The 26,483-nt window shown below is 71.5% G+C and carries 21 protein-coding genes and 1 riboswitch; of the genes, 12 read left to right on the forward strand and 9 right to left on the reverse strand.

All coding sequences use genetic code 11. The annotated features are described in order from the left end of the window. The first annotated feature begins 430 nt into the window (after window positions 1–430). From ACWD4J_RS30995 to ACWD4J_RS31015, 5 genes are all read left to right on the forward strand, one after another. Window positions 431–1,933: an aldehyde dehydrogenase family protein gene (locus tag ACWD4J_RS30995; protein WP_451398766.1), complete on the forward strand. Its 1,503-nt coding sequence runs from the start codon at window positions 431–433 to the stop codon at window positions 1,931–1,933. A gap of 94 nt (window positions 1,934–2,027) precedes the next feature. Further along, complete coding sequence (locus ACWD4J_RS31000) at window positions 2,028–3,542, forward strand: GMC family oxidoreductase (protein WP_451398767.1); 1,515 nt, start codon at window positions 2,028–2,030, stop codon at window positions 3,540–3,542. After that, window positions 3,542–4,672: a quaternary amine ABC transporter ATP-binding protein gene (locus tag ACWD4J_RS31005; RefSeq protein ID WP_451398768.1), complete on the forward strand. Its 1,131-nt coding sequence runs from the start codon at window positions 3,542–3,544 to the stop codon at window positions 4,670–4,672. Before ACWD4J_RS31000 ends, ACWD4J_RS31005 begins: the two co-directional genes overlap by 1 nt. A 1-nt stretch (window position 4,673) precedes the next feature. Then, complete coding sequence (locus ACWD4J_RS31010; protein WP_451398769.1) at window positions 4,674–6,647, forward strand: ABC transporter permease; 1,974 nt, start codon at window positions 4,674–4,676, stop codon at window positions 6,645–6,647. A gap of 1 nt (window position 6,648) precedes the next feature. Next, window positions 6,649–7,650: an ABC transporter substrate-binding protein gene (locus ACWD4J_RS31015; RefSeq protein WP_451398770.1), complete on the forward strand. Its 1,002-nt coding sequence runs from the start codon at window positions 6,649–6,651 to the stop codon at window positions 7,648–7,650. A 69-nt stretch (window positions 7,651–7,719) separates the two neighbouring features. On the opposite strand, the gene ACWD4J_RS31020 is transcribed toward ACWD4J_RS31015, so the two are convergent. From ACWD4J_RS31020 to ACWD4J_RS31030, 3 genes are all read right to left on the reverse strand, one after another. Next, complete coding sequence (locus ACWD4J_RS31020) at window positions 7,720–8,556, reverse strand: hypothetical protein (protein ID WP_451398771.1); 837 nt, start codon at window positions 8,554–8,556, stop codon at window positions 7,720–7,722. Between the two features lie 13 nt (window positions 8,557–8,569). Beyond that, on the reverse strand, window positions 8,570–9,322 hold the full coding sequence (locus ACWD4J_RS31025; protein ID WP_451398772.1) for an isocitrate lyase/PEP mutase family protein: 753 nt from the start codon (window positions 9,320–9,322) through the stop codon (window positions 8,570–8,572). A 72-nt stretch (window positions 9,323–9,394) separates the two neighbouring features. Beyond that, entirely contained in the window at window positions 9,395–9,925 is a 531-nt protein-coding gene (locus ACWD4J_RS31030; RefSeq protein WP_451398773.1) for a carboxymuconolactone decarboxylase family protein, read from the reverse strand. Window positions 9,926–9,972: 47 nt separating this feature from the next. Here ACWD4J_RS31030 and pdxR point away from each other — a divergent pair, with 47 nt between their 5' ends. Continuing rightward, on the forward strand, window positions 9,973–11,388 hold the full coding sequence (gene pdxR / locus ACWD4J_RS31035; RefSeq protein WP_451398774.1) for a MocR-like pyridoxine biosynthesis transcription factor PdxR: 1,416 nt from the start codon (window positions 9,973–9,975) through the stop codon (window positions 11,386–11,388). 67 nt (window positions 11,389–11,455) lie between these two features. Here the strand turns inward: pdxR and ACWD4J_RS31040 are convergent, their stop codons facing one another. From ACWD4J_RS31040 to ACWD4J_RS31050, 3 genes are all read right to left on the reverse strand, one after another. Further along, window positions 11,456–12,940, reverse strand: a complete 1,485-nt coding sequence (locus tag ACWD4J_RS31040; RefSeq protein ID WP_451398775.1) for an amino acid permease — start codon at window positions 12,938–12,940, stop codon at window positions 11,456–11,458. Window positions 12,941–13,287: 347 nt separating this feature from the next. Further along, window positions 13,288–14,637, reverse strand: coding sequence for a diaminopimelate decarboxylase (locus tag ACWD4J_RS31045; RefSeq protein WP_451398776.1), 1,350 nt, complete (start codon window positions 14,635–14,637; stop codon window positions 13,288–13,290). A gap of 349 nt (window positions 14,638–14,986) precedes the next feature. Beyond that, complete coding sequence (locus ACWD4J_RS31050) at window positions 14,987–16,708, reverse strand: PucR family transcriptional regulator (protein WP_451398777.1); 1,722 nt, start codon at window positions 16,706–16,708, stop codon at window positions 14,987–14,989. A gap of 185 nt (window positions 16,709–16,893) precedes the next feature. On the opposite strand from ACWD4J_RS31050, the gene ACWD4J_RS31055 reads away from it, so the two are divergent. The 3 genes from ACWD4J_RS31055 (at window position 16,894) to ACWD4J_RS31065 (ending at window position 18,880) form a co-directional block, all read left to right on the forward strand. Beyond that, a complete protein-coding gene (locus ACWD4J_RS31055; protein WP_451398816.1) occupies window positions 16,894–17,124 on the forward strand; it encodes a phosphodiester glycosidase family protein in 231 nt (76 codons plus the stop codon). 140 nt (window positions 17,125–17,264) lie between these two features. Continuing rightward, window positions 17,265–17,639 (forward strand): hypothetical protein, encoded by a 375-nt coding sequence (locus ACWD4J_RS31060; RefSeq protein WP_451398778.1) that lies wholly within the window; start codon window positions 17,265–17,267, stop codon window positions 17,637–17,639. Window positions 17,640–17,692: 53 nt separating this feature from the next. Next, on the forward strand, window positions 17,693–18,880 hold the full coding sequence (locus ACWD4J_RS31065; RefSeq protein ID WP_451398779.1) for a glutathionylspermidine synthase family protein: 1,188 nt from the start codon (window positions 17,693–17,695) through the stop codon (window positions 18,878–18,880). A 13-nt stretch (window positions 18,881–18,893) separates the two neighbouring features. Here the strand turns inward: ACWD4J_RS31065 and rocD are convergent, their stop codons facing one another. After that, a complete protein-coding gene (rocD, locus tag ACWD4J_RS31070; RefSeq protein ID WP_451398780.1) occupies window positions 18,894–20,117 on the reverse strand; it encodes an ornithine--oxo-acid transaminase in 1,224 nt (407 codons plus the stop codon). Between the two features lie 174 nt (window positions 20,118–20,291). Continuing rightward, window positions 20,292–20,379, forward strand: a riboswitch (ZMP/ZTP riboswitch). A gap of 34 nt (window positions 20,380–20,413) precedes the next feature. Here rocD and ACWD4J_RS31075 point away from each other — a divergent pair. The 3 genes from ACWD4J_RS31075 to ACWD4J_RS31085 all read left to right on the forward strand — a co-directional run bounded on the left by ACWD4J_RS31075 (window position 20,414) and on the right by ACWD4J_RS31085 (window position 23,841). Further along, on the forward strand, window positions 20,414–21,859 hold the full coding sequence (locus ACWD4J_RS31075) for a glycine hydroxymethyltransferase (RefSeq protein ID WP_451398781.1): 1,446 nt from the start codon (window positions 20,414–20,416) through the stop codon (window positions 21,857–21,859). A gap of 237 nt (window positions 21,860–22,096) precedes the next feature. Next, complete coding sequence (gene trpS, locus ACWD4J_RS31080) at window positions 22,097–23,161, forward strand: tryptophan--tRNA ligase (protein ID WP_451398782.1); 1,065 nt, start codon at window positions 22,097–22,099, stop codon at window positions 23,159–23,161. An 80-nt stretch (window positions 23,162–23,241) separates the two neighbouring features. After that, window positions 23,242–23,841 (forward strand): 2'-5' RNA ligase family protein, encoded by a 600-nt coding sequence (locus ACWD4J_RS31085; RefSeq protein ID WP_451398783.1) that lies wholly within the window; start codon window positions 23,242–23,244, stop codon window positions 23,839–23,841. A gap of 365 nt (window positions 23,842–24,206) precedes the next feature. Here ACWD4J_RS31085 and ACWD4J_RS31090 read toward each other — a convergent pair whose 3' ends face one another. Both ACWD4J_RS31090 and ACWD4J_RS31095 read right to left on the reverse strand, forming a co-directional pair. Next, window positions 24,207–24,962 carry a decaprenylphospho-beta-D-erythro-pentofuranosid-2-ulose 2-reductase gene (locus tag ACWD4J_RS31090; protein ID WP_451398784.1) on the reverse strand — a complete coding sequence of 252 codons (756 nt, stop codon included), beginning with the start codon at window positions 24,960–24,962 and terminating at the stop codon, window positions 24,207–24,209. Window positions 24,963–25,026: 64 nt separating this feature from the next. After that, the gene (locus ACWD4J_RS31095; RefSeq protein ID WP_451398785.1) at window positions 25,027–26,400 is read right to left on the reverse strand and encodes an FAD-binding protein; all 1,374 of its coding nucleotides are present in this window, start codon (window positions 26,398–26,400) and stop codon (window positions 25,027–25,029) included. Window positions 26,401–26,483: the final 83 nt, after the last annotated feature.

Raw genomic sequence — 26,483 nt, forward strand, 5'->3', positions numbered from 1 at the left:
TTGACCGGACGTCACCGAAGAACTCCGCTGCGTTCTTCCGGAGCGGCCCTCGGAATGACCGTGAAATAGTCCGCCGACGCCGCATTTCTGTGCATTGCATCACCTTCAGGGATTCATGGCTACTGAGCGTACTTTTCGCCTGAATAACCCGCTTGTGCAGTGACACCCTGCACTTTTGTCAGTGAAAACGCATGCTTTCCGGGCCTCCGGGCAGGTTTCGCGGTTGCGATGAGTGACCGCGGGCTCCGGCGCAGCTATTACGGTCGCTAGAGGCGTAGGGCCGCATTGGCTGCATTTGCAGTGACATGACGCACTTTCGCGATCGAATATGCATGTTTCTTGATTTCCAGGGCAGGCCCCTCGGTCGCAGAGAGTGACGATATCGGTCACGGCTCACAGAGTCCGAACGGAAGGCAAGCACGACGTGTCAGTGTCAGCACAGAAGACCATTCACGTGGACGGAGAGTGGCGCAGCGCCCTCTCCGGTGCCACGCGAGAGATCCTCGACCCCGCGGACGCGAAGCCGTTCACGGTGGTCGCCGAGGGTGCTGCTGAGGACGCGGACGCCGCCATCGCTGCCGCCCGTGCCGCATTCGACCAGGGGCCGTGGCCCGGAACGCCCGTAGCCGAGCGGGCCGCGCTGCTGCGCCGGGTCGCCGGGCTGCTGCGCCGCGACCGCGAGGAGCTCGGCCTGCTGGAGAGCCGCGACGCGGGCAAGACGGTGGAGGAGGGGCGCGTCGACATCGACTGCGTCGCCGACGCCTTCGTCTATTTCGCCGACCTGGTGGCGGCGGAGGGCGGTGGCCGGGTCGTCGACGCCGGGACGGACACCGTCCACAGTGTCGTCGTGCACGAGCCCGTCGGCGTCTGCGCGCTCATCACGCCCTGGAACTACCCGCTGCTGCAGGCGAGTTGGAAGATCGCGCCCGCGCTGGCCGCGGGCAACACCTTCGTCGTCAAGCCGAGCGAGATCACGCCGATGACGACCATCGCGCTGATCGGCCTCCTCGCCGAGGCCGGGCTGCCCGCAGGGGTGGCCAACATCGTGACGGGCCCCGGCCATTCGGTCGGTGCGCGGCTCGCCGAGCATCCGGACGTCGACCTGGTGTCGTTCACGGGCGGGCTTGTCAGCGGTACGAAGGTGGCGCAGGCCGCGGCTGTCGGCGTCAAGAAGGTCGCCCTGGAGCTGGGCGGCAAGAACCCCAACGTCGTGTTCGCCGACGCCTGCGCGACCGACGAGGGCTTCGACACCGCCGTCGACCAGGCGCTCAACGCCGCCTTCATCCACAGCGGCCAGGTGTGCTCCGCGGGCTCCCGGCTCATCATCGAGGAGTCGGTGCGCGAGCGCTTCGTCGCCGAACTCGCCCGCCGGGCCGCGAAGATCCGGCTCGGCCGCGGCACCGAGGACGGCGTCGAGTGCGGACCGCTCGTATCCGAGCAGCAGCGCGCGAAGACCGAGAGCTACGTGGCCTCCGCGCTGGAAGAGGGCGCGGTCCTGCGTACCGGTGGGCAGCGGCCCGAGCCGTCCGATATCCGGCCCGCCACCGGGTACTTCTACGAGCCGACCGTCCTCGACCAGTGCCACCGCGAGATGCGGGTCGTGCGCGAGGAGGTCTTCGGTCCTGTGCTGACCGTCGAGACCTTCCGCACCGAGGACGAGGCCGTCGCCCTCGCCAACGACACCGAGTACGGACTCGCGGGCGCCGTGTGGACCGCGGACGCGGGACGCGCCCGGCGCGTCGCAGGCCGTCTGCGGCACGGCACCGTGTGGATCAACGACTTCCACCCCTACCTTCCGCAGGCCGAGTGGGGCGGCTTCGGCAAGAGCGGGGTCGGCCGCGAACTCGGGCCCTCCGGGCTCGCCGAGTACCGCGAGAGCAAGCACGTCTACCAGAACCTGGACCCGCGCCCGGTGCGGTGGTTCGCGGGCTGAGCCCGTCTTCGTGTCCATCGGTACGACCACGCGAACCACATATGCGCTGACCACATACGCGCAGCACCTTGCACGACAGAGGAGCAACACATTCATGTCTGAGTACGACTACGTCGTCATCGGCGGCGGCACCGCGGGATCCGTGATCGCGTCCCGGCTGACCGAGAACCCCGACGTCCGCGTCGCCGTCGTCGAGGGCGGCCCCAGCGACGTCGACCGCGACGACGTCCTCACCCTGCGCCGCTGGATGGGACTGCTCGGCGGAGAGCTGGACTACGACTACCCGACGACCGAGCAGCCGCGCGGCAACTCGCACATCCGGCACAGCCGCGCCCGTGTCCTCGGCGGCTGCTCCTCGCACAACACCCTCATCTCCTTCAAGCCGCTGCCGTCCGACTGGGACGAGTGGGAGCAGGCCGGCGCCAAGGGCTGGGGCGCCGTGCAGATGGAGGCGTACTTCGCGCGGCTGCTCAACAACATCGTTCCCGTGGACGAGACGGACCGGAACGCGATCGCCCGCGACTTCGTCGACGCCGCGCAGGCCGCGCTCGGCGTTCCGCGCATCGAGGGCTTCAACAAGAAGCCGTTCGACGAGGGCGTCGGCTTCTTCGACCTCGCCTACCACCCGGAGAACAACAAGCGGTCGAGCGCCTCGGTCGCGTATCTGCACCCCTTCCTCGACCGGCCCAATCTCGACATCTGGCTGGAGACCTGGGCGTGCAGGCTGGAGTTCGACGGCACGCGCGTGACGGGTGTGCACGTCCGCACCAAGGACGGCGAGGAGATCCTCGTCGAGGCGAAGCACGAAGTGCTGCTGTGTGCGGGCGCGGTGGACTCGCCGCGGCTGCTGATGCACTCCGGCGTGGGCCCGAAGGCGGACCTGGAGCGGCTCGGCATACCCGTCGTGCACGATCTGCAGGGCGTCGGCGAGAACCTGCTCGACCACCCGGAGTCCGTCATCGTGTGGGAGACGAACGGGCCCATCCCGGAGAACTCCGCGATGGACTCCGACGCCGGTCTTTTCGTGCGGCGCGATCCCGAACACCAGGGCCCTGACCTGATGTTCCACTTCTACCAGATCCCCTTCACGGACAACCCGGAGCGCCTCGGCTACGAACGGCCCGAGCACGGCGTCTCGATGACCCCGAACATCCCCAAGCCCAAGAGCCGCGGCCGGATCTACCTGACCAGCGCCGACCCGGAGGTCAAGCCCGCGCTCGACTTCCGCTACTTCACGGACGAGGACGACTACGACGGTCGCACCCTCGTCGACGGCATCAAGATCGCCCGCGAGATCGCCAAGACCGAACCGCTCGCGAACTGGCTGAAGCGCGAGGTGTGCCCCGGCCCGGAGATCACCGGCGACGAGGAGCTCAGCGAGTACGCGCGCAAGGTCGCGCACACCGTGTACCACCCGGCGGGCACCTGCCGCATGGGGGCCGTCGACGACGAACTCGCCGTCGTCGACCCGGAGCTGCGCATCCGCGGCCTCGACGGCATCCGGATCGCCGACGCGTCCGTCTTCCCGACGATGCCCGCGGTCAACCCGATGATCGGGGTGCTCATGGTCGGGGAGAAGGCCGCCGAGCTGCTGCGGGGTGATGCGTGATGAGTACGACTGCGGTTGCCCCCGCCACCACCGAGTCGCCCGCCGACGCTCCCGTCTTCTCCGTCGACGGTCTGTGGAAGGTCTTCGGCCCCAAGGCCGAGCGCGTGCCCGCCGACCCCGAGCTCGCCGCCCTCACCCCGGCCGAACTGCGGCAGCGCACCGGCTGCAACGCCGCCGTCCGGGACGTGAGCTTCGACGTCCGCAAGGGCGAGGTCTTCGTCGTCATGGGCCTGTCGGGCTCCGGCAAGTCCACGCTCGTCCGCTGTCTGACGCGGCTGATCGAGCCCACGTACGGGAAGATCGCCATCGAGGGCGAGGACGTGCTCGGCATGGACAAGTCCCGGCTGCGCGAACTGCGCCGGCACCGGGCGGCCATGGTCTTCCAGCACTTCGGGCTGCTGCCGCACCGGTCCGTGCTCGACAACGTCGCGTACGGCCTGGAGATCCAGGGCGTCGGGAAGGCCGAGCGCCGCGCGAAGGCCGAGGAGGTCGTCGCCAAGGTCGGCCTCGAGGGCATGGAGCAGCGCCGTCCGGGCCAGCTCTCCGGCGGTCAGCAGCAGCGCGTCGGCCTGGCGCGGGCGCTCGCCGTCGATCCCGAGGTGCTGCTCTTCGACGAGCCGTTCAGCGCGCTCGACCCGCTGATCCGGCGCGACATGCAGGAGGAGGTCATCCGCCTGCACGACGAAGAGGGCCGCACGATGGTCTTCATCACCCACGATCTGAACGAGGCGCTGCGCCTCGGCGACCGCATCGCGCTGATGCGCGACGGCCGCATCGTGCAGCTCGGCACGCCCGAGGAGATCGTCGGGTCGCCCGCCGACGACTACGTACGGGAGTTCGTGCGGGACGTGCCGCGCGAGCAGGTCATGACCGTGCGGACCGCGATGCGTCCCGCGGGCGCGGGCGAGGCGGGCCACGGCCCGGCCGTCGCGCCGGAGGCGACCGTGTCGGAGGCCATCGAGGCCGTCGCGCGCTCGGGGTGCCCGGCGCGCGTGATGGACGACGGGCGGTGCGTGGGGGTCGTCGACTCCGAGGCGCTGCTCGAGGTGGTGGCCGGGACGGGTGAGCACGGCGAGGGGCAGGTGGATGAGCCCGGCCGTCCGGCCGCTCCCGGCGAGGAGGTGGCCTGATATGGCTACCGCCACCGCACCCGTTCCCCATACGGGGATCGCGGGCCTCGTCAGAGGCCTGTTCCGGCACCGTGCCGTCGGCAAGCTCCTGCTGCTCGCCGTCGTCGCGGCCGTGCTCGTGCCCATCGTCGACGCCCGCTGGGCGAGCGGAGCCTGGCCCGACGCGCTGACCGTCGACCTGTCCGGGCCGCTCGGCAGGGCCAGCGAGTGGATCATCGACAACCGCGACAGCCACCCGCTGTTCCTGTACTTCTTCGGGCACATCGCGAACGCCGTCACCCTGTCCGTGCGCGCGGTGTATCTCGCACTGCTCGCCGTCGGCTGGGCCGGTGTCACGGCCGCCGCCGGGCTCATCGCCTGGCGCGTCGCCGGGGTGCGGCTCGCCCTCTCCACCGCCGTCGCCTTCCTCGTCTGCGGGCTGCTCGGCATGTGGGTGCCTACTATGCAGACGCTGGCGCTCATGGTGGTGGCGGTGGTCGCCTCCGTGGCGCTCGGGGCGCTGCTCGGGCTCGCGGCGGGGCTCTCCGACCGTACGTACCGCGCGTTGCGGCCCGTCCTCGACACCATGCAGGTGCTGCCCGCCTTCGCGTATCTGCTGCCGGTCGTCCTCGTCTTCGGCATCGGTGTCCCCGCGGCCGTCCTCGCCACCGTCGTGTACGCCGCGCCGCCCATGGCCCGGCTCACCGCGCTCGGGCTGCGCGGCGCCGACGAGGGCGTGATGGAGGCCGTGGACTCCCTCGGCGCCACGGCCCGCCAGCGGCTGCTGACTGCCCGGCTGCCGCTGGCCCGCAAGGAGCTGCTGCTCGGCCTCAACCAGACGATCATGATGGCTCTGTCCATGGCCGTGATCGCCTCGGTGATCGGCGCGGGCGGTCTCGGTGACCGCGTCTACCAGGCCCTCGCCTCGGTCGACGTGGGCGCGGCCCTCGCCGCGGGCATCCCGATCGTGCTGCTCGCCGTGGTCCTGGACCGTACGACGGGGGCGGCAGGCGCCCGGCTCGGCGCGTCCGAGCCGGAGCAGGGCGCCCTGCGGGGCGGGCGCGGCTGGGCGGCCGCCGCCGTCCTCACCGTCGTCGTCGCCCTCGCCGGACGCTTCGCGGACGGCCTCGAGTGGCCCGGCGGCTGGACCGTCTCCATCGCCGAGCCCGTCGACAACGCGGTCGACTGGATGACCGACCACCTCTACACCGGCGTGCCCCTCGTCGGCGGCACCGCCGACTGGGCCGGCCACTTCACGACCTGGATCCTCGACCCGGTCCGCGACGGACTGCAGTGGCTGCCCTGGTGGTCCGTCCTGCTGATCGTCGCCGCGCTCGCCTGGCTGATCGGCACCTGGCGCACCGCGCTCACCGCGGTCGTCGCCATGGCCGCGATCGGTGTCCTCGGCGTGTGGAAGCCGTCGCTGGACACGCTGTCGCAGGTCCTCGCGGCCGTCGCCGTCACCCTCGTCCTGGGCGTCGCGACCGGTGTCGCGGCCGCGCGCAGCGCCCGCGTGGACCGGATGCTCCGGCCCGTACTGGACGTGTTCCAGACGATGCCGCAGTTCGTGTATCTGATCCCGGTGGTGGCGCTGTTCGGCGTGGGCCGCGCGCCCGCCGTCGCCGCGGCGGTCGTGTACGCGCTGCCCGCCGTCGTCCGCATCACCGCGCAGGGCCTGCGCCAGGTCGACCAGGGCGCACTGGAGTCCGCGCGCTCACTGGGCGCCACCAGCGGGCAGCAACTGCGCCAGGTGCAGCTCCCGTTGGCCCGCAGCGCCCTGCTGCTCGCGGTCAACCAGGGCGTCGTGCTCGTCCTCGCCGTCGTCATCATCGGCGGCCTGGTCGGCGGCGGAGCGCTCGGCTACGACGTCGTGTTCGGGCTCGCCCAGGGCGACCTGGCGACCGGTCTGGTGGCCGGTGCCGCGATCGTCTGCCTGGGCCTGATGCTCGACCGGGTGACCCAGCCGGTCGAGCGCCACGCGAAGAAGGGAGCGTGACATGCGATTCCGTACCAAGCCGTTTCGTACCAAGCGATTCCGTACGCGGACGACGACCGCGGTCGCGGCCGGGTCGGCGCTGCTCGTGCTGGCGCTGACCGGCTGCAGCGCCGCCGACATGACCAAGCAGGCATCGCCCTTCGCGGGCGCGCGGGGCGCCAAGACCGTGACGCTCTCCGTGCAGTCCTGGGTGGGCGCCCAGGCCAACGTGGGCGTGGCGAAGTACCTGCTGGAGCACGAGCTCGGCTACCGCGTCGACACCGTCCAGGTCGACGAGGTCCCCGCGTGGGACGCGCTCAGCCAGGGCCGGGTCGACGCGATCCTGGAGGACTGGGGCCACCCGGACCAGGAGAAGCGGTACGTCGAGGAGAAGAAGACCATCGCGAGCGGCGGCGACCTCGGGGTCACCGGCCACATCGGCTGGTTCGTCCCGACGTACTTCGCCAAGCAGCACCCGGACGTCACGGACTGGAAGAACCTGAACAAGTACGCCGACCAGCTGCGCACCGCGGAGAGCGGCGGCAAGGGCCAGTTGCTCGACGGCTCGCCGTCGTACGTCACCAACGACAAGGCGCTGGTGGACAACCTGGACCTGAACCTCCAGGTGGTGTTCGCCGGTTCGGAGGCGGCACAGATCACGCAGATGAAGCAGTTCGCCAAGGAGCAGAAGCCGTTCCTCACCTACTGGTACGAGCCGCAGTGGCTCTTCGAGAAGGTGCCGATGACAGAGGTGAAGCTGCCCGCGTACAAGGAGGGCTGCGACGCCGACGCGGACAAGGTCGCGTGCGCCTACCCGCACACGCCGCTGCAGAAGTACCTCAACGCGGACTTCGCGAAGACCGGCGGCAAGGCGGCTCAGTTCCTGAAGAACTTCAAGTGGACGACCGAGGACCAGAACGAGGTCTCCCTGATGATCGCCGACCAGAAGATGTCGCCGGAGCAGGCGGCGAAGAAGTGGGTCGAGGGCCACGAGTCGACGTGGAAGGCGTGGCTGCCGCAGTGACGCGGTGAACGGACCGGAACGGCATCCCGTGCCGGGCGCCCCCCTCGCCGGGCGCCCGGTACGGGTGTGTCAGAAGGCGTTCGGCGCCTCCTGGCGCAGCTTCGAGACGTCCACCGACTCGTTCGCCGACGGGGTCTGGGACGGCACGGGCTTGTTGTAGTTCCCGAACGTCGCCGTCACATCGGCGCCGTGGCCCTGCTTGGTCATCTTCAGCGGATACGGCGTGCCCTCGGTGGCGACGTACACGGTGTGCGTCGCGCCGCTCCTCGTGCTCAGCACGGGGATGGTCCGCATCCCGTCGACCGTCGTCGGGTCGCCCTTCCGCAGGTTCGTGGCATTGCGGGTTTCCTTGACGGCTTCCTGCTGGATCTGCTGCAGGTTGCAGACGCCGGCCAGGTTCTTCATCGGGGAGTCACTCGTGGTGCCGTGGATGTAGCTGTTCTTGAAGAGTTCCGCGACCCTCTCACCCCTGCTGCCGGAGATCTGGGCCTTCCAGTAGGCCGCGTCCCCCTTCAGCCAGACCTCGCTGCCGTGCTTGACGAGCGTCACGCCGCCGCCGTCCCTGAACTGCAGGGAACCGGCGCAGTTGCCGGCGCGGTCGAGGGTCAGGTCCGCGGACATGATGTCGCCGCGGCCGACGTTTCTGTCGGTGGCCGTCGCATGGACGGACTGCGCGCTCGTGAAGGCGGCGAGTGTCTTGTCGCTGATCTCCTGCGCGCTCAGGTTCTCGATGCCGTTCCCGTCGGTCGCCGTCGCGGTGTACGAGGAGAGCGGGACGGCGAGCAGCGCCGTGGTGCAGCCGGTGACCGCCAGCAGGCGGCGGGCGCGGTGCGCCCCGGAGGCCCTGGGTCGACCCGCGGACATCTTCGTGTGCATCGCGTACACCTCCAGGAACTCCAGGCGCATATCACCACATATTTTACTTCTGGGGCTCCTGGGGCGCATGGTGATCAGTGGCTGCCAGCAGCTCTCGCGCCACGCCGGACAGCGCGGCGGCAGCCAGGCGTTGAAGGCCGGGACCGAACGTGACGCGGGTGGCGCCGAGCTCGCCCAGTTCGCGCACCGATGCGCCGTCCGGCTTCGCGAACACGTTGACCGGCCCCTGAATGCCCGCACGCAGCAGCGGAAGTACACCGGCCGGCGCGCCGATCGGATACACGCAGTCCGCGCCCGCGGCCACATACAGCGCGGCCCGCTCGATCGCCTGCTCCGGCTCCGGGACTCCGCGTACGAACGTGTCCACGCGCGCGTTGAGGAAGAGCCGGTCGCCCGCGGCCTGCCGCACCTCGGCGAGCCAGTCGGCGTGCTGCCGCGGGTCCTTGAGGACGCCACGGTGTGAGTCCTCGAGGTTGCAGCCGACCGCGCCCGTCTCCAGGAGCCGCTCCACCAGTTCCTTCGGCGGCAGCCCGTAGCCGTCCTCGATGTCCGCGGAGACGGGGACGTCGACCGACCGTACGATCCGGGCGACCGCCGCGAACATCTCGTCCGCGGGGGTCGCGCCGTCCTCGTAGCCGAGTGACGCGGCGACGCCTGCGCTGGGTGTCGCGAGGGCCGGGAAGCCGGCCTCCGCGAACGTGCGGGCGCTGGCGGCGTCCCATGGTCCGGGGAGGACCAGAGGATCGCCGGGCCGGCGGCCGTGGTGCAGGGAACGGAATGTCTCGACGGGGCTCACGATGTGGGACCTCCAGGGGGAAGCGGTGGGCGCAGGCCGTTCACGAGGTGCCGTACGTCGCGCGGCCCCGACTCACCCGTGGTCGCCCGGCCGGTAATGCCCCGGCACCATCCGCGTGGTCACAGCGAAGCGGTTCCACGCGTTGATCACCGTGATCGCCGCGATCAGCTGCGCCAGCTCGGCCTCCTCGAAGTGCTTCGCGGCCTTCTCGTACACCTCGTCCGGCACGAAGCCGTCCGTGAGGACGGTGACCGCCTCGGTCAGTTCGATCGCGGCGAGCTCCCGCTCGGTGTAGAAGTGCTTCGACTCCTCCCAGGCGCTGAGCTGGATGACGCGCTCCACCGACTCGCCCGCCGCGAGCGCGTCCTTCGTGTGCATGTCCAGGCAGAACGCGCAGTGGTTGAGCTGCGAGGCGCGGATCTTCACCAGCTCCAGCAGCGTGGGGTCCACGCCCCGGCGGGCCGCGGCGTCCAGCCGGACCATGGCCTTGTAGACGTCGGGCGCGTGCTTCGCCCACTGCAGCCGCGGGGTGTGCTCGGGGGCGTACGCGGCGTCGGCGGCGGTGTCCTTGCGGGGGTTCTCGGTGCTCTCGTTGCTCGTCATGCCGTTGACACTATGGGCGGAGTAGCCCAGGAGTATGGTCCATTTCCATGGCGGAAACCTGGGCCAATCTCGGAGTGGACCTGCATCTCGAACCGGTCCGCAAGGGCAGCGGCTCCGGCCTGCGGAAAAGCCTGACAGACGCCCTGCGCGACGCGGTCCGCACCGGACGGCTCGCCCCCGGTACGCGCCTGCCGTCGTCCCGTTCGCTCGCCACCGACCTGGACATCGCCCGCAACACGGTCGCCGACGCTTACGCGGACCTGGTGGCGGAGGGCTGGCTCACCGCCCGGCAGGGCTCGGGCACCCGGGTCGCCGAGCGGCCCGTCCCGGCGCCGAGCAGCCCGGCGCCGCGGCGCAGGGCGGCGGGCCGCCCGACGTACGACCTGACGCCCGGCAGCCCCGACCTCGGCGCCTTCCCGCGCGCCGAGTGGCTCAGGGCCGCCCGCCGCGCCCTGGCCGCCGCACCGAACGAAGCCCTCGGCTACAGCGACCCGCGAGGCCGCGTCGAACTGCGTACCGCCCTCGCCGGTTATCTGGCACGCGCGCGTGGCGTGCACGCGGACCCCGAACGGATCATGGTCTGCGCGGGGTTCGCGCACGGGCTGATGCTGCTCGGTGCCGTGCTGCGGCGCCGCGGCGCCCGGGACGTGGCCGTCGAGTCGTACGGCCTGGACGTCCACTGGAACCTGCTGACCGGAGCCGGGCTGCGCACGAGACCGCTGCCGTTCGACGAACTCGGCACGAACACAGGTGAGTTGGAGGGTCTGGGCCCGGCCGTGGTGCTGATGACGCCCGCGCACCAGTTCCCCATGGGTGTGCCGCTGCACCCCGACCGGCGGGCCGCCGCCGTCGACTGGGCGCGGCGCAGCGGCGGGCTGATCCTGGAGGACGACTACGACGGGGAGTTCCGCTACGACAGACAGCCGGTCGGCGCGCTCCAGGGACTCGACCCGGACCGCGTCGTCTATCTCGGCACCGCCAGCAAGTCCCTCGCGCCGGGGCTGCGCCTGGGCTGGCTGGTGCTGCCTCCCTCGCTGACCGCCGAGGTCGCGGAGGTGAAAGGCATCAGCGACTGGTCGTGCGGCGCCCTCGACCAGCTGACCCTCGCGGAGTTCATCGAATCAGGGGCGTACGACCGGCAGGTGCGATCCATGCGGCTGCGCTACCGGCGCCGCCGCGACCAGCTCGTGGCCGCACTGGCGGAGAAGGCGCCGGGCGTGCGGGCCACCGGCATCGCAGCCGGGCTGCACGCCGTCCTCGAACTCCCGCCCGGCACCGAGGAGTCGGTGGTACGGGCCGCCGCGTGGCAGGGACTGGGCGTACACGGCCTGGCCCGTTTCACCCACCCGGACGCCGCCACCGAACCGAGGGATGCGCTGGTCGTGGGGTACGGGACGCCGCCGGACCATGCGTGGTCAGGGGCCTTGGACGCCCTGTGCGGGACGCTGCAGGCGGTGGCCTGAGCCCCGAGCCCGAAGCGCCCCGCAGGCCGGCCCTTCAGTCAGTCTTCGCGGACCTGGAGGGCTCCGCCTATTCGGCCGACTCGGCCGCGACGGCCCGCCGCTCCTGCCCGGCCAGCGCGTCGACCTTCCCGCGCACCAGGAACCAGCCGCCCACCAGCGCGAGCGCGATCAGCGGCACACAGGCCACGGACCAGGCCGCGTCACCGCCGCCGACGCACATCAGCACGACGACCGCGACCAGGAACACGATGGTCAGCCAGGAGGTGAACGGTGCGCCCGGCAGCTTGAACGACGGCTGCTCGACCTCGCCGCGCGCGGCCCGGCGACGCAGCACCATCTGGCAGATCATGATCATCACCCAGGTGCCGATCATCGTGATGGCCGAGAAGTTCAGCACGATGCTGAAGGCGCGCTCCGGCACGAGGTAGTTGAGGACGATGCCGAGGATGTAGCAGGACGCGGTCAGGAGGATGCCGCCGAAGGGCACGCCGCGCTTGTTCATCACGGTCGTGAACTTGGGGGCGGAGCCCGCGAGGCCCATGGAGCGCAGCACGCGGCCGGTCGAGTACAGACCGGAGTTGCAGCTGGACAGGGCCGCGGTGAGGATCACGAAGTTCATGATGCCGCTGATGCCGGGCACGCCCAGCTTGCCGAGCAGCGTCACGAACGGGGACTCGCCCGCCTTGTACGCGGTCCAGGGCAGCAGCAGGACCAGCAGCAGCACGGAACCGACGTAGAAGACGACGATGCGCCAGGAGACGGAGTTGATCGCGCGCGGGATGACCTTGCGCGGGTTCTCGGTCTCGCCGGCCGCGATGCCGACCATCTCGATCGCCGCGTAGGCGAAGACCACGCCCTGCATCACCACGAGCGAGGCGAGCAGGCCGCCGGGCATGATGCCGCCGTTGTCGGTGATGAGCTGCGGGCCGCCCGCGTGCCCCTCGATCGGGTGGCGCGAGGCGAGCAGCCAGCAGCCGATGGCGAGGAACGCGAGGATTGCGGCGACCTTGATGATGGCGAACCAGAACTCGAACTCGCCGAACCAGCGCACCGAGATCAGGTTCGCGGCCAGCACCACGACCAGGGCGAACAGCGCGAGCACCCACTGCGGGATGTCCCGGAAAGCCGCCCAGTAGTGCATATACATGGCGACCGCGGTGATCTCCGCGATGCCGCTGCACACCCAGTGCAGGAAGTAGACCCAGCCGGCCGTGTACGCGGCCTTCTCGCCGAGGAACTCGCGCGAGTACGACACGAAGGACCCGGACGTGGGGCGGTGCATCACCAGTTCGCCCATGGCGCGGGTGATGAAGAAGGCGACCAGGCCGGTGACCGCGAAGATCACGACCAGCATCGGGCCCGCCTTGTGCAGACGCTCACCCGCGCCCAGGAACAGGCCGGTGCCGATGGCGCCGCCGACCGCGATCATCTGGACCTGCCGGTTGCGCAGGCCGGCGGCGTAGCCGCCCTCGCGGATCGGCTCGGAGGTGCCCTTGGCCGCGGTCGCGGTGTCCGGGCGCACCGCGGTGGCGGTGTCTGCTGTGTGCTCCATGGGGTGCTCCGTGCTCTGGGGCATGCCGAGGCAGCCCATGTGGGCGTGCGTACGCGCTTGCCAGGGCGAGCGCGCGGTGGCGTGCCTGTTGGACAGGACCGGACCGTCGGGCGGTGCCGGCGAGGGGGATGACAGCGGACGTGCCGCCGCGCCCGGTCCCGGACCTGGGGGGTCCGTGTGATCCGGGGCGTCCCGGTGGAGTGCCGCGGGCAGACCACGCGGCGATACGTCACCTTAATCCGGTTGACCGAGGCAACCGTCCACGGGCGGTTGGAAGCGGAGGGTTCAACTCCGCTTTTTGTCCCGTTTCGTGAATTTCGTTCCGTGCAAACGCAAAGTGACCTATGTCACGTGCGAGGCAGTCCGGTGAGGGCGGACACCTGCCCCGCGCCGCTCTCGGCCAGCACTTCCGCGAGCGTCTGCGCCCGCCTGACCTCGGCGAACGTCACGGCACCCGCGTCGTCCACGACGAATCCGGCCACGGCGGGCCGCGGCAGGCTGTTGTAGTGGAAGTGGGTGGAGAAGTAATAGGCGCCCGTGTCGTACAGCGCGATCAGATCGCCCGGCTCCAGCTCCGGCAGCTCACGTCCGCGCGCCACCAGGTCGCCCGCGAAGCAGCAGGGCCCCGCCACGTCCTGAACCAGGGCCGGGGTCTGCTTGGGCCGGCCCTTCGCGTCGAACGCGCCGACCCGCAGCGGCCATGACTCGGGCACGAACGCGGTGCGGGTGGCGACCTGCGCGCCCGCGTGGGTCACGGCGATCCTGCGGCCGCCCGACGTCTTCGTGTACTCGACGTGCGCGGCGATCAGCCCCTGCTTGGCGAGCAGCGAGCGCCCGAACTCGGTGACGAGCGTGTAGCGCCCGTCGAACAGGCCGGGCACGGCACGGCGCAGCACGTCCGCGTAGTCGGCGAAGCGGGGCGTGACCTCCTCGCCCGCGAAGTTCACGGGCAGTCCGCCGCCGATGTCGATCGTGTCGACCTGCTGACGGCCCGCCCGCTCGTTGATGCGCTCGGCCAGCTCGTAGACGGCCTTCACACCCTCGGCCATCAGCTCCAGCGGGACGCCCTGCGAGCCGGTGTGCGTGTGCAGCCGGGTGAGCCACGGGCGGTCGCGGTAGGCGTCGAGGACCCACTGCTCGGCACCCTCGTCGCGCAGCGCCACACCGAACTTCGAGGTCGCGGTCGCCGTACTCATCGCGCCGATCGACCCGGTCCCGACCTGCGGGTTGATCCGGATGCCGAGGGGCGATCCGGTCAGGCCCTGCTGGACGAGCGCGTCGATCCTGGCGAGCTCCTGCGGGTTGTCCGCGTTGACGGCGATGCCGTGGGCGAGCGCGTCGCGCAGCTCCGCGACCGTCTTGGCGGGCGAGTCGAAGACGATGCGGTCCGCGGGCACGCCGGCCGCGCGGGCCAGCTCCAGCTCGCCGGGGCTCGCGACCTCGGCGCCCACGCCCTCCTCGTGGAGCAGGGCGAGAACCGGGGCGAGGGAAGCGGCCTTCACCGCGAAGGTGTGCAGGACGCGGGCGCTGCGCCCCGGCTGCCCGTCGGGGGCGAAGGCCGTGTGCAGGTCGCGGGCGGCGGCGCGGATTCCCTCGACGTCGAGCAGTCCCAGCACGGGCGCGTGCTCCCCGACGAGACCCTGCTCGACGGCGGCCCACAGGGCCGCTTCCCTCCGGGTGACGGAATCGAGAGCCATGGACCGGGACCTGCCTTCGGTGGTACGGGGGCGACAACTCGCTCACTCTGCAGGACCGTCAGGGGCGGAGTCTGCGTGCGTCCGTACGAAGATCTGGCCGGGCCCGGTGGCGGGACGCACAACCGGGGGCGGTGGGGCGGGTTCCATGGTGCGGATGGACAACGTCGGCGGGGGAGGCGTGGTGCGAGTGCACAGGGGCGGGCCGGGGAGGTGACGAGCGTATGCGGCGCAGAGGAGGCGCGCAGAGGAGGCGCGCAGAGGAGGCGCGCAGAGGAGGCGCACAGACGGGGCCTCCTCGCTCCTTGGTCGCGATCTCGCCGTCAGCCCTCAGCCCTCAGCCGATCAGCGATCAGACAGGCGGCGGCGGAGGGATGAGCCCTGCGTGCCTGAGCCCCAGCTCGGTCAGCAGCCGGATGTCCGGATCGTCCAGGTCGAGGCCGAACAGTTCGCGGACGCGGCGCAGCCGGTAGCGCAGGGTGTTGGGGTGGATGCCGAGGTCGCGTGAGGCCGCGGCGACGTCGCCGAAGCGCGTGAGGTGGACCGCGAGGGTGCGCGGCAGGTCGGTGCGGTGTTCCGCGTCGTACGCGAGCAGGTCGCGGGTCGCATCGGTCACGGACGGGGTCAGCGCGGCCACCGCGTCGGTCACTCGCAGGGCGTCGAGCGCCGGGCGGACGTCGGCGGCGTCGGCGGCATCCGGGCCGCCCTTGGCGCGCAGCACCCGCAGGATCAGGGCGGCCGCCGCACGGGAGCGGGGCGCGTCGCTCAGCACGGGGACGGCCGGGCCGACCGCGACGTACGGGGTGAAGCCCGCGCCGCGCAGGACCGCGGCCAGCTCGGCGCCGAGGCGGCGCGCGGCGGCCGCAAGCGGATCGGACTGCCCTTCGCGGTCTGCGCGGGGTTTACCGGCCCCTGCCGGGCTCGGGCCCGTGCCCGGCTCGGACGTGGCGCGCGGGGCCGGTACGAGCACGTCAAGCCGGTCCCCGTCCCGGTGCGGGAACGCGGGCGGCGTGGGGGTGCCCCCTGGTCGAGCGAGCCCGAGAGTTTGGGGGAGGGTCGCGGCGCGCAGCGACGCGAGGTGGAAGGCGCGGTCGAGGCCGCCCTCGCTCTCCCGCACGGTTGCGGTGACGACGGCGCACGCGGTGTCCGGGGCGAGGCCGAGTGCGGCGGCGGCCGCGGGCACGTCGGGATGCCCGTCCAGCAGGGCCCGTACCGCCTGGCCCCGGCGGGCCGCCGCCGAGCGCGTCCGCAGCCGGTGGTGCAGCAGATGCGGTACGGCGGTGCGGGCGGCCTCGCGCAGGGCGTCGCGGGCGTGCGGCGGCAGCGGGGCGCCGTCGGCGGCGGCCCACAGCGAACCGAGGACCTCCCCGCCCGCCCGCACAGCGATGGCGAGCCGCTCGGGGAACCGGTCGTCGGCAGGCCGGTGCACCACGTCCGGGGTCGCCCACAGGGTCCCCAGGAACCCGCTCTCGGTGAGCTCGGCGAGTCGCCACTCGGGGACCTTGCCGCCCAGGATCGTCAGACGGCGCAGGGGATCGGCGGTGCCGTCGGTCGGGGAGTGGGCGAGGACGCGCGACTCGGGGTCCTCGATGGTGAGGGCGCCGCCCACGAGCGCGGCCAGGGCCAGGGCGAGCGCGTTGAGATCCCCGAGCGGCACCTCGACCGACGACGGCCGGCCACGCTCCTGCGCCAGGGCTGCCCTGAGCATGCCGATGAACTCGGTCCAGTCGATCCACGGGGCGCGGGTGAGGAGCGCGGCGGGAGAATCGGCGGCGGTCTCCAGGAGGCGAGGCGTGGGGCCCTGCGCACCTCGGCGTATCACGAGAGCGGAGGCCCCGGCGCGGGCCGCCGCGCGCAGCAGCCGGGGGGCCTCGTCGGACGAGGTGTCCACGCCGGCGGCCACGAGGATCTGGCCCCGGGCGTCGATGGTCTCCCCGGCGTCGTAGAGGCCGACACCCGTCACCGGGACGTCCAGACCGCGCCCGGCGTGCACCACGTCCACCACGCCCATGCCGCCGATGTTCAGCACGTCGGCCAGGACGGGGGCGGGGTCGGGAGCGGGGGCGCGGTCCATGGGGCCAGTGTCGCCGATCCGGCGCGCGGGCTGTTCGGAGTGTCCGGCTGCCGCGCCGCCGCGCGGGCCGTTCGGAGCCCTGGGTCGGCGCGCCGGCCGCGCCCTCACGCCCTCGTGCTCTGGCGGCGGGGCGCAGGGGACCAGGGCACTGCGCCCGCCGGTCGCCCCGGTCCAACAGCGGACGGCTGCTCCTGGTCACGGTGGACGGGCGGCAGCCGACCGTCAGCGAGGGCTTCACGCCGGCCGAGGCCGCGTCCTTCATGCGCTCGCTCGGCGCCGTCGACGCCCTGAACCTCGACGGCGGCGGTTCGACCGCCATGGCCGTCGACGGCACGCTCGTCAACACCACGTCGGACGCGACCGGGGAGCGCCCGGTGGGCGACACCGTCCAGGTGCTGCCCGCCGGCCGCGACTGACCCTTGCTCCTCGTGCCCGCCCGGGGGCCCGGTTGCGCGACCGGGCGGGCACGCCCGTACCCTGACCACCGTTCGTCAACGATCAGTTGAACGATCAGCTGACGGACGGCAGAGACAGGAATGTCACGGGGGAGCGGAACATGGCGGAAGCACAGCGGCAGTTGAGATCCGGCACGGTCGTACTCGGCGGGGTGGGGCTGCTCGCGGCGGCACTCACCTCCTGCTCGTCCGACCCGGACAAGCGGTGCGTGGACAGCGACAGCTACCAGGCAGCCAAGGGCTACAAGGTCGTCGCCGACAAGAACTGCAAGACCACCTCCGGCACCAGCAAGAGCCGCAAGACCGGCAAGGTCCCGGTCGACGGCGACTGGTACTACGGCGGCAAGGAGAAGAGCGGCTGGGTCGACGGCGGCTCGTTCACCAGGAAGTCGAGCGGCTCCGGCGGTTCGAGCGACGACGACAGCCACGTGAGCCGCGGCGGCTTCGGCAGCGGCCACGGCAGCTCCGGCGGCTGAGCGGCCGGGACACGCGGATCGCCCTGCAGACCACACCTGGAACAGCCGTACCCATGGAACGACGCACCATCGAGCCCCGCGACGGCTGGCAGCAGACCGTCGAGGAGCAGGGGCTCATCTATCCGCTCACCCGCTATCCCGACGGCTCGCTGCGCCCGTACTGGGACGAGAGCGCGTACTACGTCTTCTCGCTGCCCGAGGTCGAGGCGCTCGAGGAGGTCGTCGAGGAACTGCACCGCATGTGCCTGGCGGCGGCGCAGTGCATCGTGGACGAGGACCGGTTCGCGGATCTCGGCATCACCGATCCGCGACTGGCCGAGCTGGTCGCCGAGGCCTGGCGGCGCAGGGCCGAACTGCCCTCCGTCTACGGCCGCTTCGACCTCCGCCACGACGGAAGCGGCCCGGCCAAGCTCCTGGAGTACAACGCCGACACGCCGACGTCCCTGGTCGAGGCCGCGAGCCCGCAGTGGTTCTGGATGGAGGAGCGCTTCCCCGGCGCCGACCAGTGGAACTCCCTGCACGAACGGCTCGTCGACGCCTGGAAGAAGCAGGCCGCCCTGCTGCCGCCCGGCAGCCCCCTGTACTTCGCGCACTCCTCGGCCGACGAGCTCGGCGAGGACCTCATGACCGTCGCGTATCTGCAGGAGACCGCCCAGCAGGCCGGTCTCGACACCGAGTGGATCTCCATGGAGGAGATCGGCTGGGACCGGCTCTCCGGGCGCTTCGTGGACAACAAGCTCCGCTTCATCCGCAGCTGCTTCAAGCTCTACCCGTGGGAGTGGCTGACCACGGACCGCTTCGGCGAGCACGTCCTCGACACGCTCGACAACGGCGGCGGCACCGGCAGCACCCTGTGGATCGAGCCCGCCTGGAAGATGCTGCTGTCGAACAAGGCGCTCCTCGCCGTCCTGTGGGAGCTGTACCCGGGCCACCCGAACCTCCTGCCCGCCTACCTCGACGGTCCGCGCGAGCTCGCGGCCACCACCGGGTACGTCGCCAAGCCGCTGCTCGGCCGCGAGGGCGCGGGCGTCACGGTGCACGAGGCGGGCTCCGGCGACGCCGTCGTACGGGCAGAGCCGTGCTGCTACCAGGAGCTGGCGCCCCTGCCGTCGTTCGACGGCAACCGTGTGGTGCTCGGCGCCTGGGTGGTCCAGGACGAGTCGGCGGGGCTCGGTATCCGCGAGTCGTCGGGGCTGGTCACGGACGAGTACGCGCGTTTCCTGCCCCACGTGATCCTCTAGGCCCTGTCGGCCTTCAGCGGCGTGATTCTCCGGCCGTGAGGACGGCCCGCAGCTGATCCAGCCCCCAGTCCAGGTCCTCCTTGCTGATGACCAGCGGCGGGGCGATCCGGATGGTGGAGCCGTGGGTGTCCTTGACCAGGACGCCCCGGTCCATCAGCCGCTCCGAGATCTGTCGCCCCGTGCCGTGGGACGGGTCGATGTCGACGCCCGCCCACAGCCCGCGGCCGCGCACCTCCCGCACCGCGCCGCCGCTGCCGGCGAACAGCCGCAGCTCGTCGAGCAGATGCGCGCCCAGCTCAGCGGCCCGCTGCTGGTACTCGCCCGACCGCAGCATGTCGACGACCTCCAGCGCCACGGCACACGCCAGCGGGTTTCCGCCGAACGTCGAACCGTGCTCACCCGGTCTGAAAACCCCCAGCACCGCGCTGGACGCCACGACCGCCGACACCGGCACGATGCCGCCCCCGAGCGCCTTGCCGAGGACGTACACATCCGGCACGACGCCCTCGTGCTCGCACGCGAAGGTCTTCCCCGTACGGCCCAGGCCCGACTGGATCTCGTCCGCGACGAACAGCACGTTCCGCTCGCGGGTCAGCTCCCGTACGCCCTTCAGATAGCCGTCGGGCGGCATCAGCACCCCGGCCTCGCCCTGGATGGGCTCGAGCAGCACGGCGACCGCGTTCTCCGTGAGCGCCTCGCGCATCGCGGTCAGGTCGCCGTACGGGACGATCTCGAAGCCGGGCGTGTACGGGCCGAAGTCCGCCCGCGCCTCCGGGTCCGTGGAGAAGCTGATGATCGTGGTCGTACGGCCGTGGAAGTTGCCCGCCGCGACGACGACCTTGGCCATGCTGTCGGGCACGCCCTTGACCCGGTAGCCCCACTTCCGTGCGGTCTTCACGGCGGTCTCGACCGCCTCCGCACCCGTGTTCATCGGCAGCACCATCTCCATGCCGCACAGCTCGGCCAGCCGCGCACAGAAGTCCGCGAACCGGTCGTGGTGGAACGCCCGCGAGGTCAGCGTCACCCGCTCCAGCTGCGCCTGCGCGGCCGCGATCAGCCGCCGGTTGCGGTGCCCGAAGTTCAGCGCCGAGTACCCGGCGAGCAGATCGAGGTAGCGACGCCCCTCGATGTCCGTCATCCACGCCCCGTCGGCGGTCGCGATGACGACGGGCAGCGGGTGATAGGTGTGCGCACTGTGCGCCTCGGCAGACGCGATGAGCGCGTCAGCAGCACTCACGGGACCTCCGTCCGTACGGCAGAGAAGGCCAGGTGTGCCCTTTCTACCCGATTTGGGAGCTGTGCCCACCCGTTCCGCTGGGGCGGAACGGGTGGGCACAGCGGAACGGAGCCCAGCGCAGCGGTACCGCATCCTGGACCGGCAAGGCCGGCCCCCGGCCTTGCCGGTAGGCTGGCGGCGGGCCGTGACTGGCGCGCTGGGATGGGACCGACCATCGGGGAGCGGCCCGCGCAACCGTGTGCCGTGCGCCTGGGCCGACCCGTGCATCCCGAGTCCGCGTCCGGAGGTCCTACGCCATGCCAGAGCCCCTCTCCACCGAGTCCACCGCCTTCCGCAGCGCCCTCGAGGTGATCCGGGGCGTGGAGCCCCGCGTCGCCGACGCCATCGGCCAGGAGCTCGAGGACCAGCGCGCGTCGCTGAAGCTGATCGCCAGCGAGAACTACGCCTCGCCCGCCGTCCTGCTGACCATGGGCAACTGGTTCAGCGACAAGTACGCCGAGGGCACGATCGGCCGCCGCTTCTACGCCGGATGCCGCAACGTCGACACCGTCGAGGGCCTCGCCGCCGAGCACGCCAAGGAACTCTTCGGCGCCCGTCACGCCTACGTCCAGCCGCACTCCGGCATCGACGCCAACCTGGTCGCCTTCTGGGCCGTCCTCGCCGCTCGTGTCGAGGCCCCGGCGCTGGAGCGGGCCGGTGCCCGCCAGGTCAACGACCTCTCCGAGAAGGACTGGGCCGAGCTCCGCCGCGAGCTGGGCAACCAGCGCATGCTCGGCATGTCCCTGGACGCCGGCGGCCACCTCACGCACGGCTTCCGGCCCAACATCTCCGGCAAGATGTTCGACCAGCGCAGTTACGGCACCGACCCGGAGACCGGCCTCCTCGACTACGAGGCCCTGCGCGCCACCGCCCGCGAGTTCAAGCCGCTGATCATCGTCGCGGGCTACTCCGCGTACCCGCGCCTGGTGAACTTCCGCATCATGCGGGAGATCGCCGACGAGGTCGGCGCGACCCTCATGGTCGACATGGCGCACTTCGCGGGCCTGGTCGCGGGCAAGGTGCTCACGGGCGACTTCGACCCCGTACCGCACGCGCAGATCGTCACCACGACCACCCACAAGTCGCTGCGCGGCCCGCGCGGCGGCATGGTCCTGTGCGACGACTCGCTCGTCGAGCAGGTCGACCGCGGCTGCCCGATGGTGCTCGGCGGCCCGCTGCCGCACGTCATGGCCGCCAAGGCCGTCGCCCTCGCCGAGGCCCGGCAGCCGGCGTTCCAGGGCTACGCCCAGCGCATCGTCGACAACTCCCGCGCCCTCGCCGACGGCCTGATGCGGCGCGGCGCGACCCTGGTCACCGGCGGTACGGACAACCACCTCAACCTGATCGACGTCGCGACCTCCTACGGCCTCACCGGCCGCCAGGCCGAGTCCGCGCTGCTCGACTCGGGTGTCGTGACCAACCGCAACGCCATCCCGCAGGACCCCAACGGCGCCTGGTACACCTCCGGCATCCGGATCGGCACCCCTGCCCTGACCACCCGCGGGCTCGGCACCGCCGAGATGGACGAGATCGCCGCGCTGATCGACCGTGTGCTGACCTCCGCGGAGCCGGGCACGACCAGCAAGGGCGCCCCCTCCAAGGCGCAGCACGTTCTGGACGAGAAGGTCTCGGACGAGGTCTCGCGCCGGGCCGCGGAGCTGCTGGACGGGTTCCCGCTGTACCCGGGTATCGACCTCAGCTGACCTGCGTACCTGCGTACCGCCGCCCGGAGGCTCACCGAGCCCTCCGGGCGGCGACTGTGCATCTGCCGCCGACGGCACTGTGTTCCACGTCTCACCGGCCGCCGCTCGATGGCGGCCGTGGCCGCGCGCATCCTGGACGTATGCCGTCACCCTCCCCCATCGCGGGAGAAACGGTTCCACGGGAGCTGTCGCGGATCGGTTCCCAAGCTTTCGCGCGTACCTGAGAGAATGTTGAGCATGGTCTCTGATCACCCACCCGTCGCCCCGGGGCCCGAGACGCCCCGCTCCGCGTCCGGCGCCCGTCCGCGTGTCCTCTCCGGAATCCAGCCCACCGCAGGCTCGTTCCACCTCGGGAACTACCTGGGAGCGGTGCGCCAGTGGGTGGCGCTGCAGGAGACCCACGACGCGTTCTACATGCTGGCCGACCTGCACGCGATCACCGTCCCGCAGGACCCGGCCGAGCTGCGCGCCAACACCCGGTTCGCCGCGGCCCAGCTCCTCGGTGCCGGTCTCGACCCGGAGCGCTGCACCCTCTTCGTGCAGAGCCACGTCCCCGAGCACGCGCAGCTCGCCTGGGTCATGAACTGCCTGACCGGCTTCGGCGAGGCGTCCCGTATGACGCAGTTCAAGGACAAGTCCGCCAAGCAGGGTGCCGAGCGGGCATCCGTCGGCCTGTTCACGTACCCGATCCTGCAGGTCGCCGACATCCTCCTCTACCAGGCCAACGAGGTGCCGGTGGGCGAGGACCAGCGCCAGCACATCGAGCTCACACGCGACCTCGCCGAGCGGTTCAACGGCCGGTTCGGCGAGACCTTCACGGTCCCGAAGCCGTACATCCTCAAGGAGACCGCGAAGATCTACGACCTGCAGGACCCGTCGGTCAAGATGAGCAAGTCGGCGTCCACGCCGAAGGGCATCGTCAACCTCCTCGACGACCCGAAGGCCACCGCCAAGAAGGTCAAGAGCGCGGTCACCGACACGGACACGGTCATCCGGTACGACGCGGAGAACAAGCCGGGCGTCAGCAACCTGCTCACCATCTACTCGACCCTCACGGGCACGGGTATCGCCGAACTGGAGCAGAAGTACGCCGGCAAGGGCTACGGTGCGCTCAAGACGGACCTCGCCGAGGTCATGGTCGAGTTCGTGACGCCGTTCCAGGAGCGGACCCAGCAGTATCTGGACGACCCGGAGACGCTCGACTCGATCCTGGCCAAGGGCGCCGAGAAGGCACGAGCCGTCGCCGCGGAGACGCTCTCCCAGGCGTATGCGAAGGCGGGCTTCCTGCCCGCCAAACACTGAGGCGAAGAACCGGCCGGACGAGCCGGCCGGTTCTTCCCTGCCCGACTGTCCACCACCCGACGCGACGACAGGAGTAAGACGTGGGGACCGTAACGATCGGTGTGTCGATCGCGGTCCCGGAGCCACACGGCAGCCTGCTCCAGGAGCGGCGCGCGGGCTTCGGTGACCCCGCGGCGTACGGCATCCCCACCCACGTCACGCTGCTGCCGCCCACGGAGGTCGACGACTCGGAGCTGCCCGCGATCGAGGCGCATCTGCTGGAGGTCGCGGCCGCGGGCCGCTGCTTCCCGATGCGGCTGTCGGGCACGGGGACGTTCCGGCCGCTGTCGCCCGTCGTGTACGTACAGGTCGTGGAGGGCGTCGAGGCCTGCACCTGGCTGCAGAAGCAGGTCCGGGACGCATCAGGCCCGGTTGCACGCGAACTGCAGTTCCCGTACCACCCGCATGTCACGGTGGCCCACGGCATCGACGACGAGGCGATGGACCGGGCGTACGAGGAGCTCGCGGGGTTCGAGGCGCAGTGGCCCTGCACCGGGTTCGCGCTCTACGAGCAGGGGGCCGACGCCGTGTGGCGCAAGCTCCGCGACTACGTCTTCGGGGGCGACGAGCCCGCCGGCCGTCTCGTCGTACCTCTGCAGGCGTCGGCGCCCGTGGTCCGGAGGACGCTTCCCGCGCACTGAGCCGGCGAACGAACGACGGGGGGACCATGCGCAGGACGGTGGCGGCCCTCGCGGTGCTGGCCCTGGCGGCCGCCGGTTGTGCATCGGTGGGTTCCGGCTCCGGACCGGCGTCCGGCTCCGGGCCGAGCTGGCGGTACGAAACGTCTACAAGGACCTCGGCAAGCTCTCCGACGTGATCGCGACCGCGCGCGACGACATCTGGGTGGCGGGCGCCGCCATCCCCACCGTCGACTTCAGCGGGGAGGACGGCACTCGCTGGACCAAGCAGCCGGACGCGAAGGGGGACTGCGCCAGACGCGTCCCGGTGGCCCTCGACGGTGAGCGCGGGACGTTCCTCCAGGGCAACCGCTACTTAGCCGGGCCGGCTACACGGGCAGCCTGCGGAACAGCGCCCGCGGGACATGCCGCAGCCCCGACATCACCAGCCGCAGTGTGCCCGGCACCCACACCACCTCGGAGCGGCGCCGCAGCCCCGTCTCGATGGCCGTGGCCACCGCGTCCGGAGTCGTGGCCATCGGCGCCTCCTGCAGGCCCGCGGTCATCTTCGAACGGACGAATCCGGGGCGTACGACCATGACGTGGACGCCCGTGCCGTGCAGGGCGTCGCCGAGGCCCTGTGTGAAGGCGTCGAGGCCCGCCTTGCTCGATCCGTAGATGAAGTTGGAGCGGCGGGCCCGCTCGCCCGCGACCGACGACAGCACCACGAGAGAGCCGTGGCCCTGGGACTGCAGTGCCCTGGCGCACACCAGGCCCGCGGACACCCCGCCCGTGTAGTTGGTCTGCGCGACGCGCACCGCCGCCGCCGGGTCGCCCTCGTCGCGCGCCTGGTCGCCGAGGATACCGAAGGCCAGCAGCACCACGTCGATGTCGCCCTCGGCGAAGACCTTGCCGAGCACCTCCTCGTGCGAGGCGGGTTCGAGCGCGTCGAACGCGAGGGTACGGGTGTCCGCGCCCAGCGCGCGCAGCTGCTCGGCTGCCGCCTCGAGGGCGGGCGAGGGGCGGCCGGCCAGCCACACCGTACGGGTGCGCCGCGCGATGAGGCGGCGTGCGGTGGCGAGCGCGATCTCCGATGTGCCGCCGAGGACGAGCAGGGACTGCGGGGTGCCGAAGGCGTCCTTCATGACAACCAACTCCTGGGGATGGTCCGGCTCCTGGTCCGGTTCCTGGGGGTGGCCGGACGGAGGGTCAGAGGTTCAGCCGGCGGGACAGGTCCGACACGAACACCCCCCGCGGGTCGAGTTCCGCGCGCAGCGCACGGAAGTCCCCGAGGCGGGGGTACATCCCGGCGAGCAGTTCCGGCCGGAGCCGGGAGTCCTTGGCGAGGTAGACGCGCCCGTCGGCCACCGCGACCTCCTCGTCGAGCTCGTCGAGGAAGCCGGCGAGGCCCGGCAGGTGCGCCGGGATGTCCAGGGCGAGCGTCCAGCCCGGCATCGGGAAGGACAGCCAGCCCGGGTCGCCTTCCCCGAACCGCTTGAGCACCGCCAGGAAGGAGGGACAGCCGCGCCCGGAGATGCGGCGCACGATCCGGCGCAGGGCGTCCTCCTTTCCGTATCCGATGACGAACTGGTACTGGACGAAGCCGCTGCGCCCGTAGATGCGGTTCCAGTGGGGGACGCCGTCGAGCGGGTGGAAGAACGTGGAGATCTTCTGCAGTTCGCCCGTGCGCGACCTGGGGGCCTTGCGGTACCAGAACTCGTTGAAGAGCCCGACCGTGGCACGGCCGAGCAGGCCCTCGGGCATGTGGACGGGGGCGGCGGGCAGCCGTCCCGGGTGGAACGCCAAGGGCTTTCTGCGGGAGCGGGCGGGCAGGGCGTCCAGGGGCGCGTGGTCGCCGCGCGTGAGCACCGAGCGGCCCGTGGACGCCCCGCGGGCCAGCAGATCGATCCAGGCGACCGAGTAGCGGTAGCGGTGATCGGTGGCGGTCAGACGGGCCATCAGGTCGTCGAGGTCCGTGGCGCGTTCGGTGTCCACGGTCATCAGGGACGTCTCGACGGGATGCAGTTGGACGGTCGCGGAGAGGATCACGCCGGTCAGGCCCATGCCGCCCGCCGTGGCGTCGAACAGCGGGGTGCCGCGTTCGACGGTACGCACCCCGCCGTCGGCGGTCAGCAGGTCGAAGGACAGGACGTGTCGCGAGAACGAGCCCGACACATGGTGGTTCTTGCCGTGGATGTCGGCCCCGATCGCACCGCCCACCGTCACATAGCGGGTCCCGGGCGTCACCGGCACGAACCAGCCGAGCGGCAGCAGCACCTCCATCAGCCGGTGCAGGCTGACGCCCGCGTCGCACAGCACTGTTCCGGCCGCCGCACCGGTGCCGGCCGAGCCGGTCGTGTCGATGACGTGGATGCGGTCCAGGCCGGTCATGTCGAGCACGGCTCCGCCCGCGTTCTGCGCCGCGTCCCCGTAGGCGCGGCCGAGCCCCCGGGCGATCCCGCCGCGCCTGCCGCAGCTGCGGACCGCCTCCACCGCCTCCTCGTACGAACGGGGGCGGACCACACGGGCGACGCTCGGGGCGGTGCGGCCCCAGCCGGTGACGGAAACGGTCTCTGCTGGCATGTCGGCGACCGTATCGTCCGACATGGACGATGATCAGTGGTTTGCGGATGCTGTGGCCATCCGTCACTTGAATGGGCGATTGA

The sequence above is a fragment of the Streptomyces sp. NPDC002577 genome (assembly GCF_053594815.1).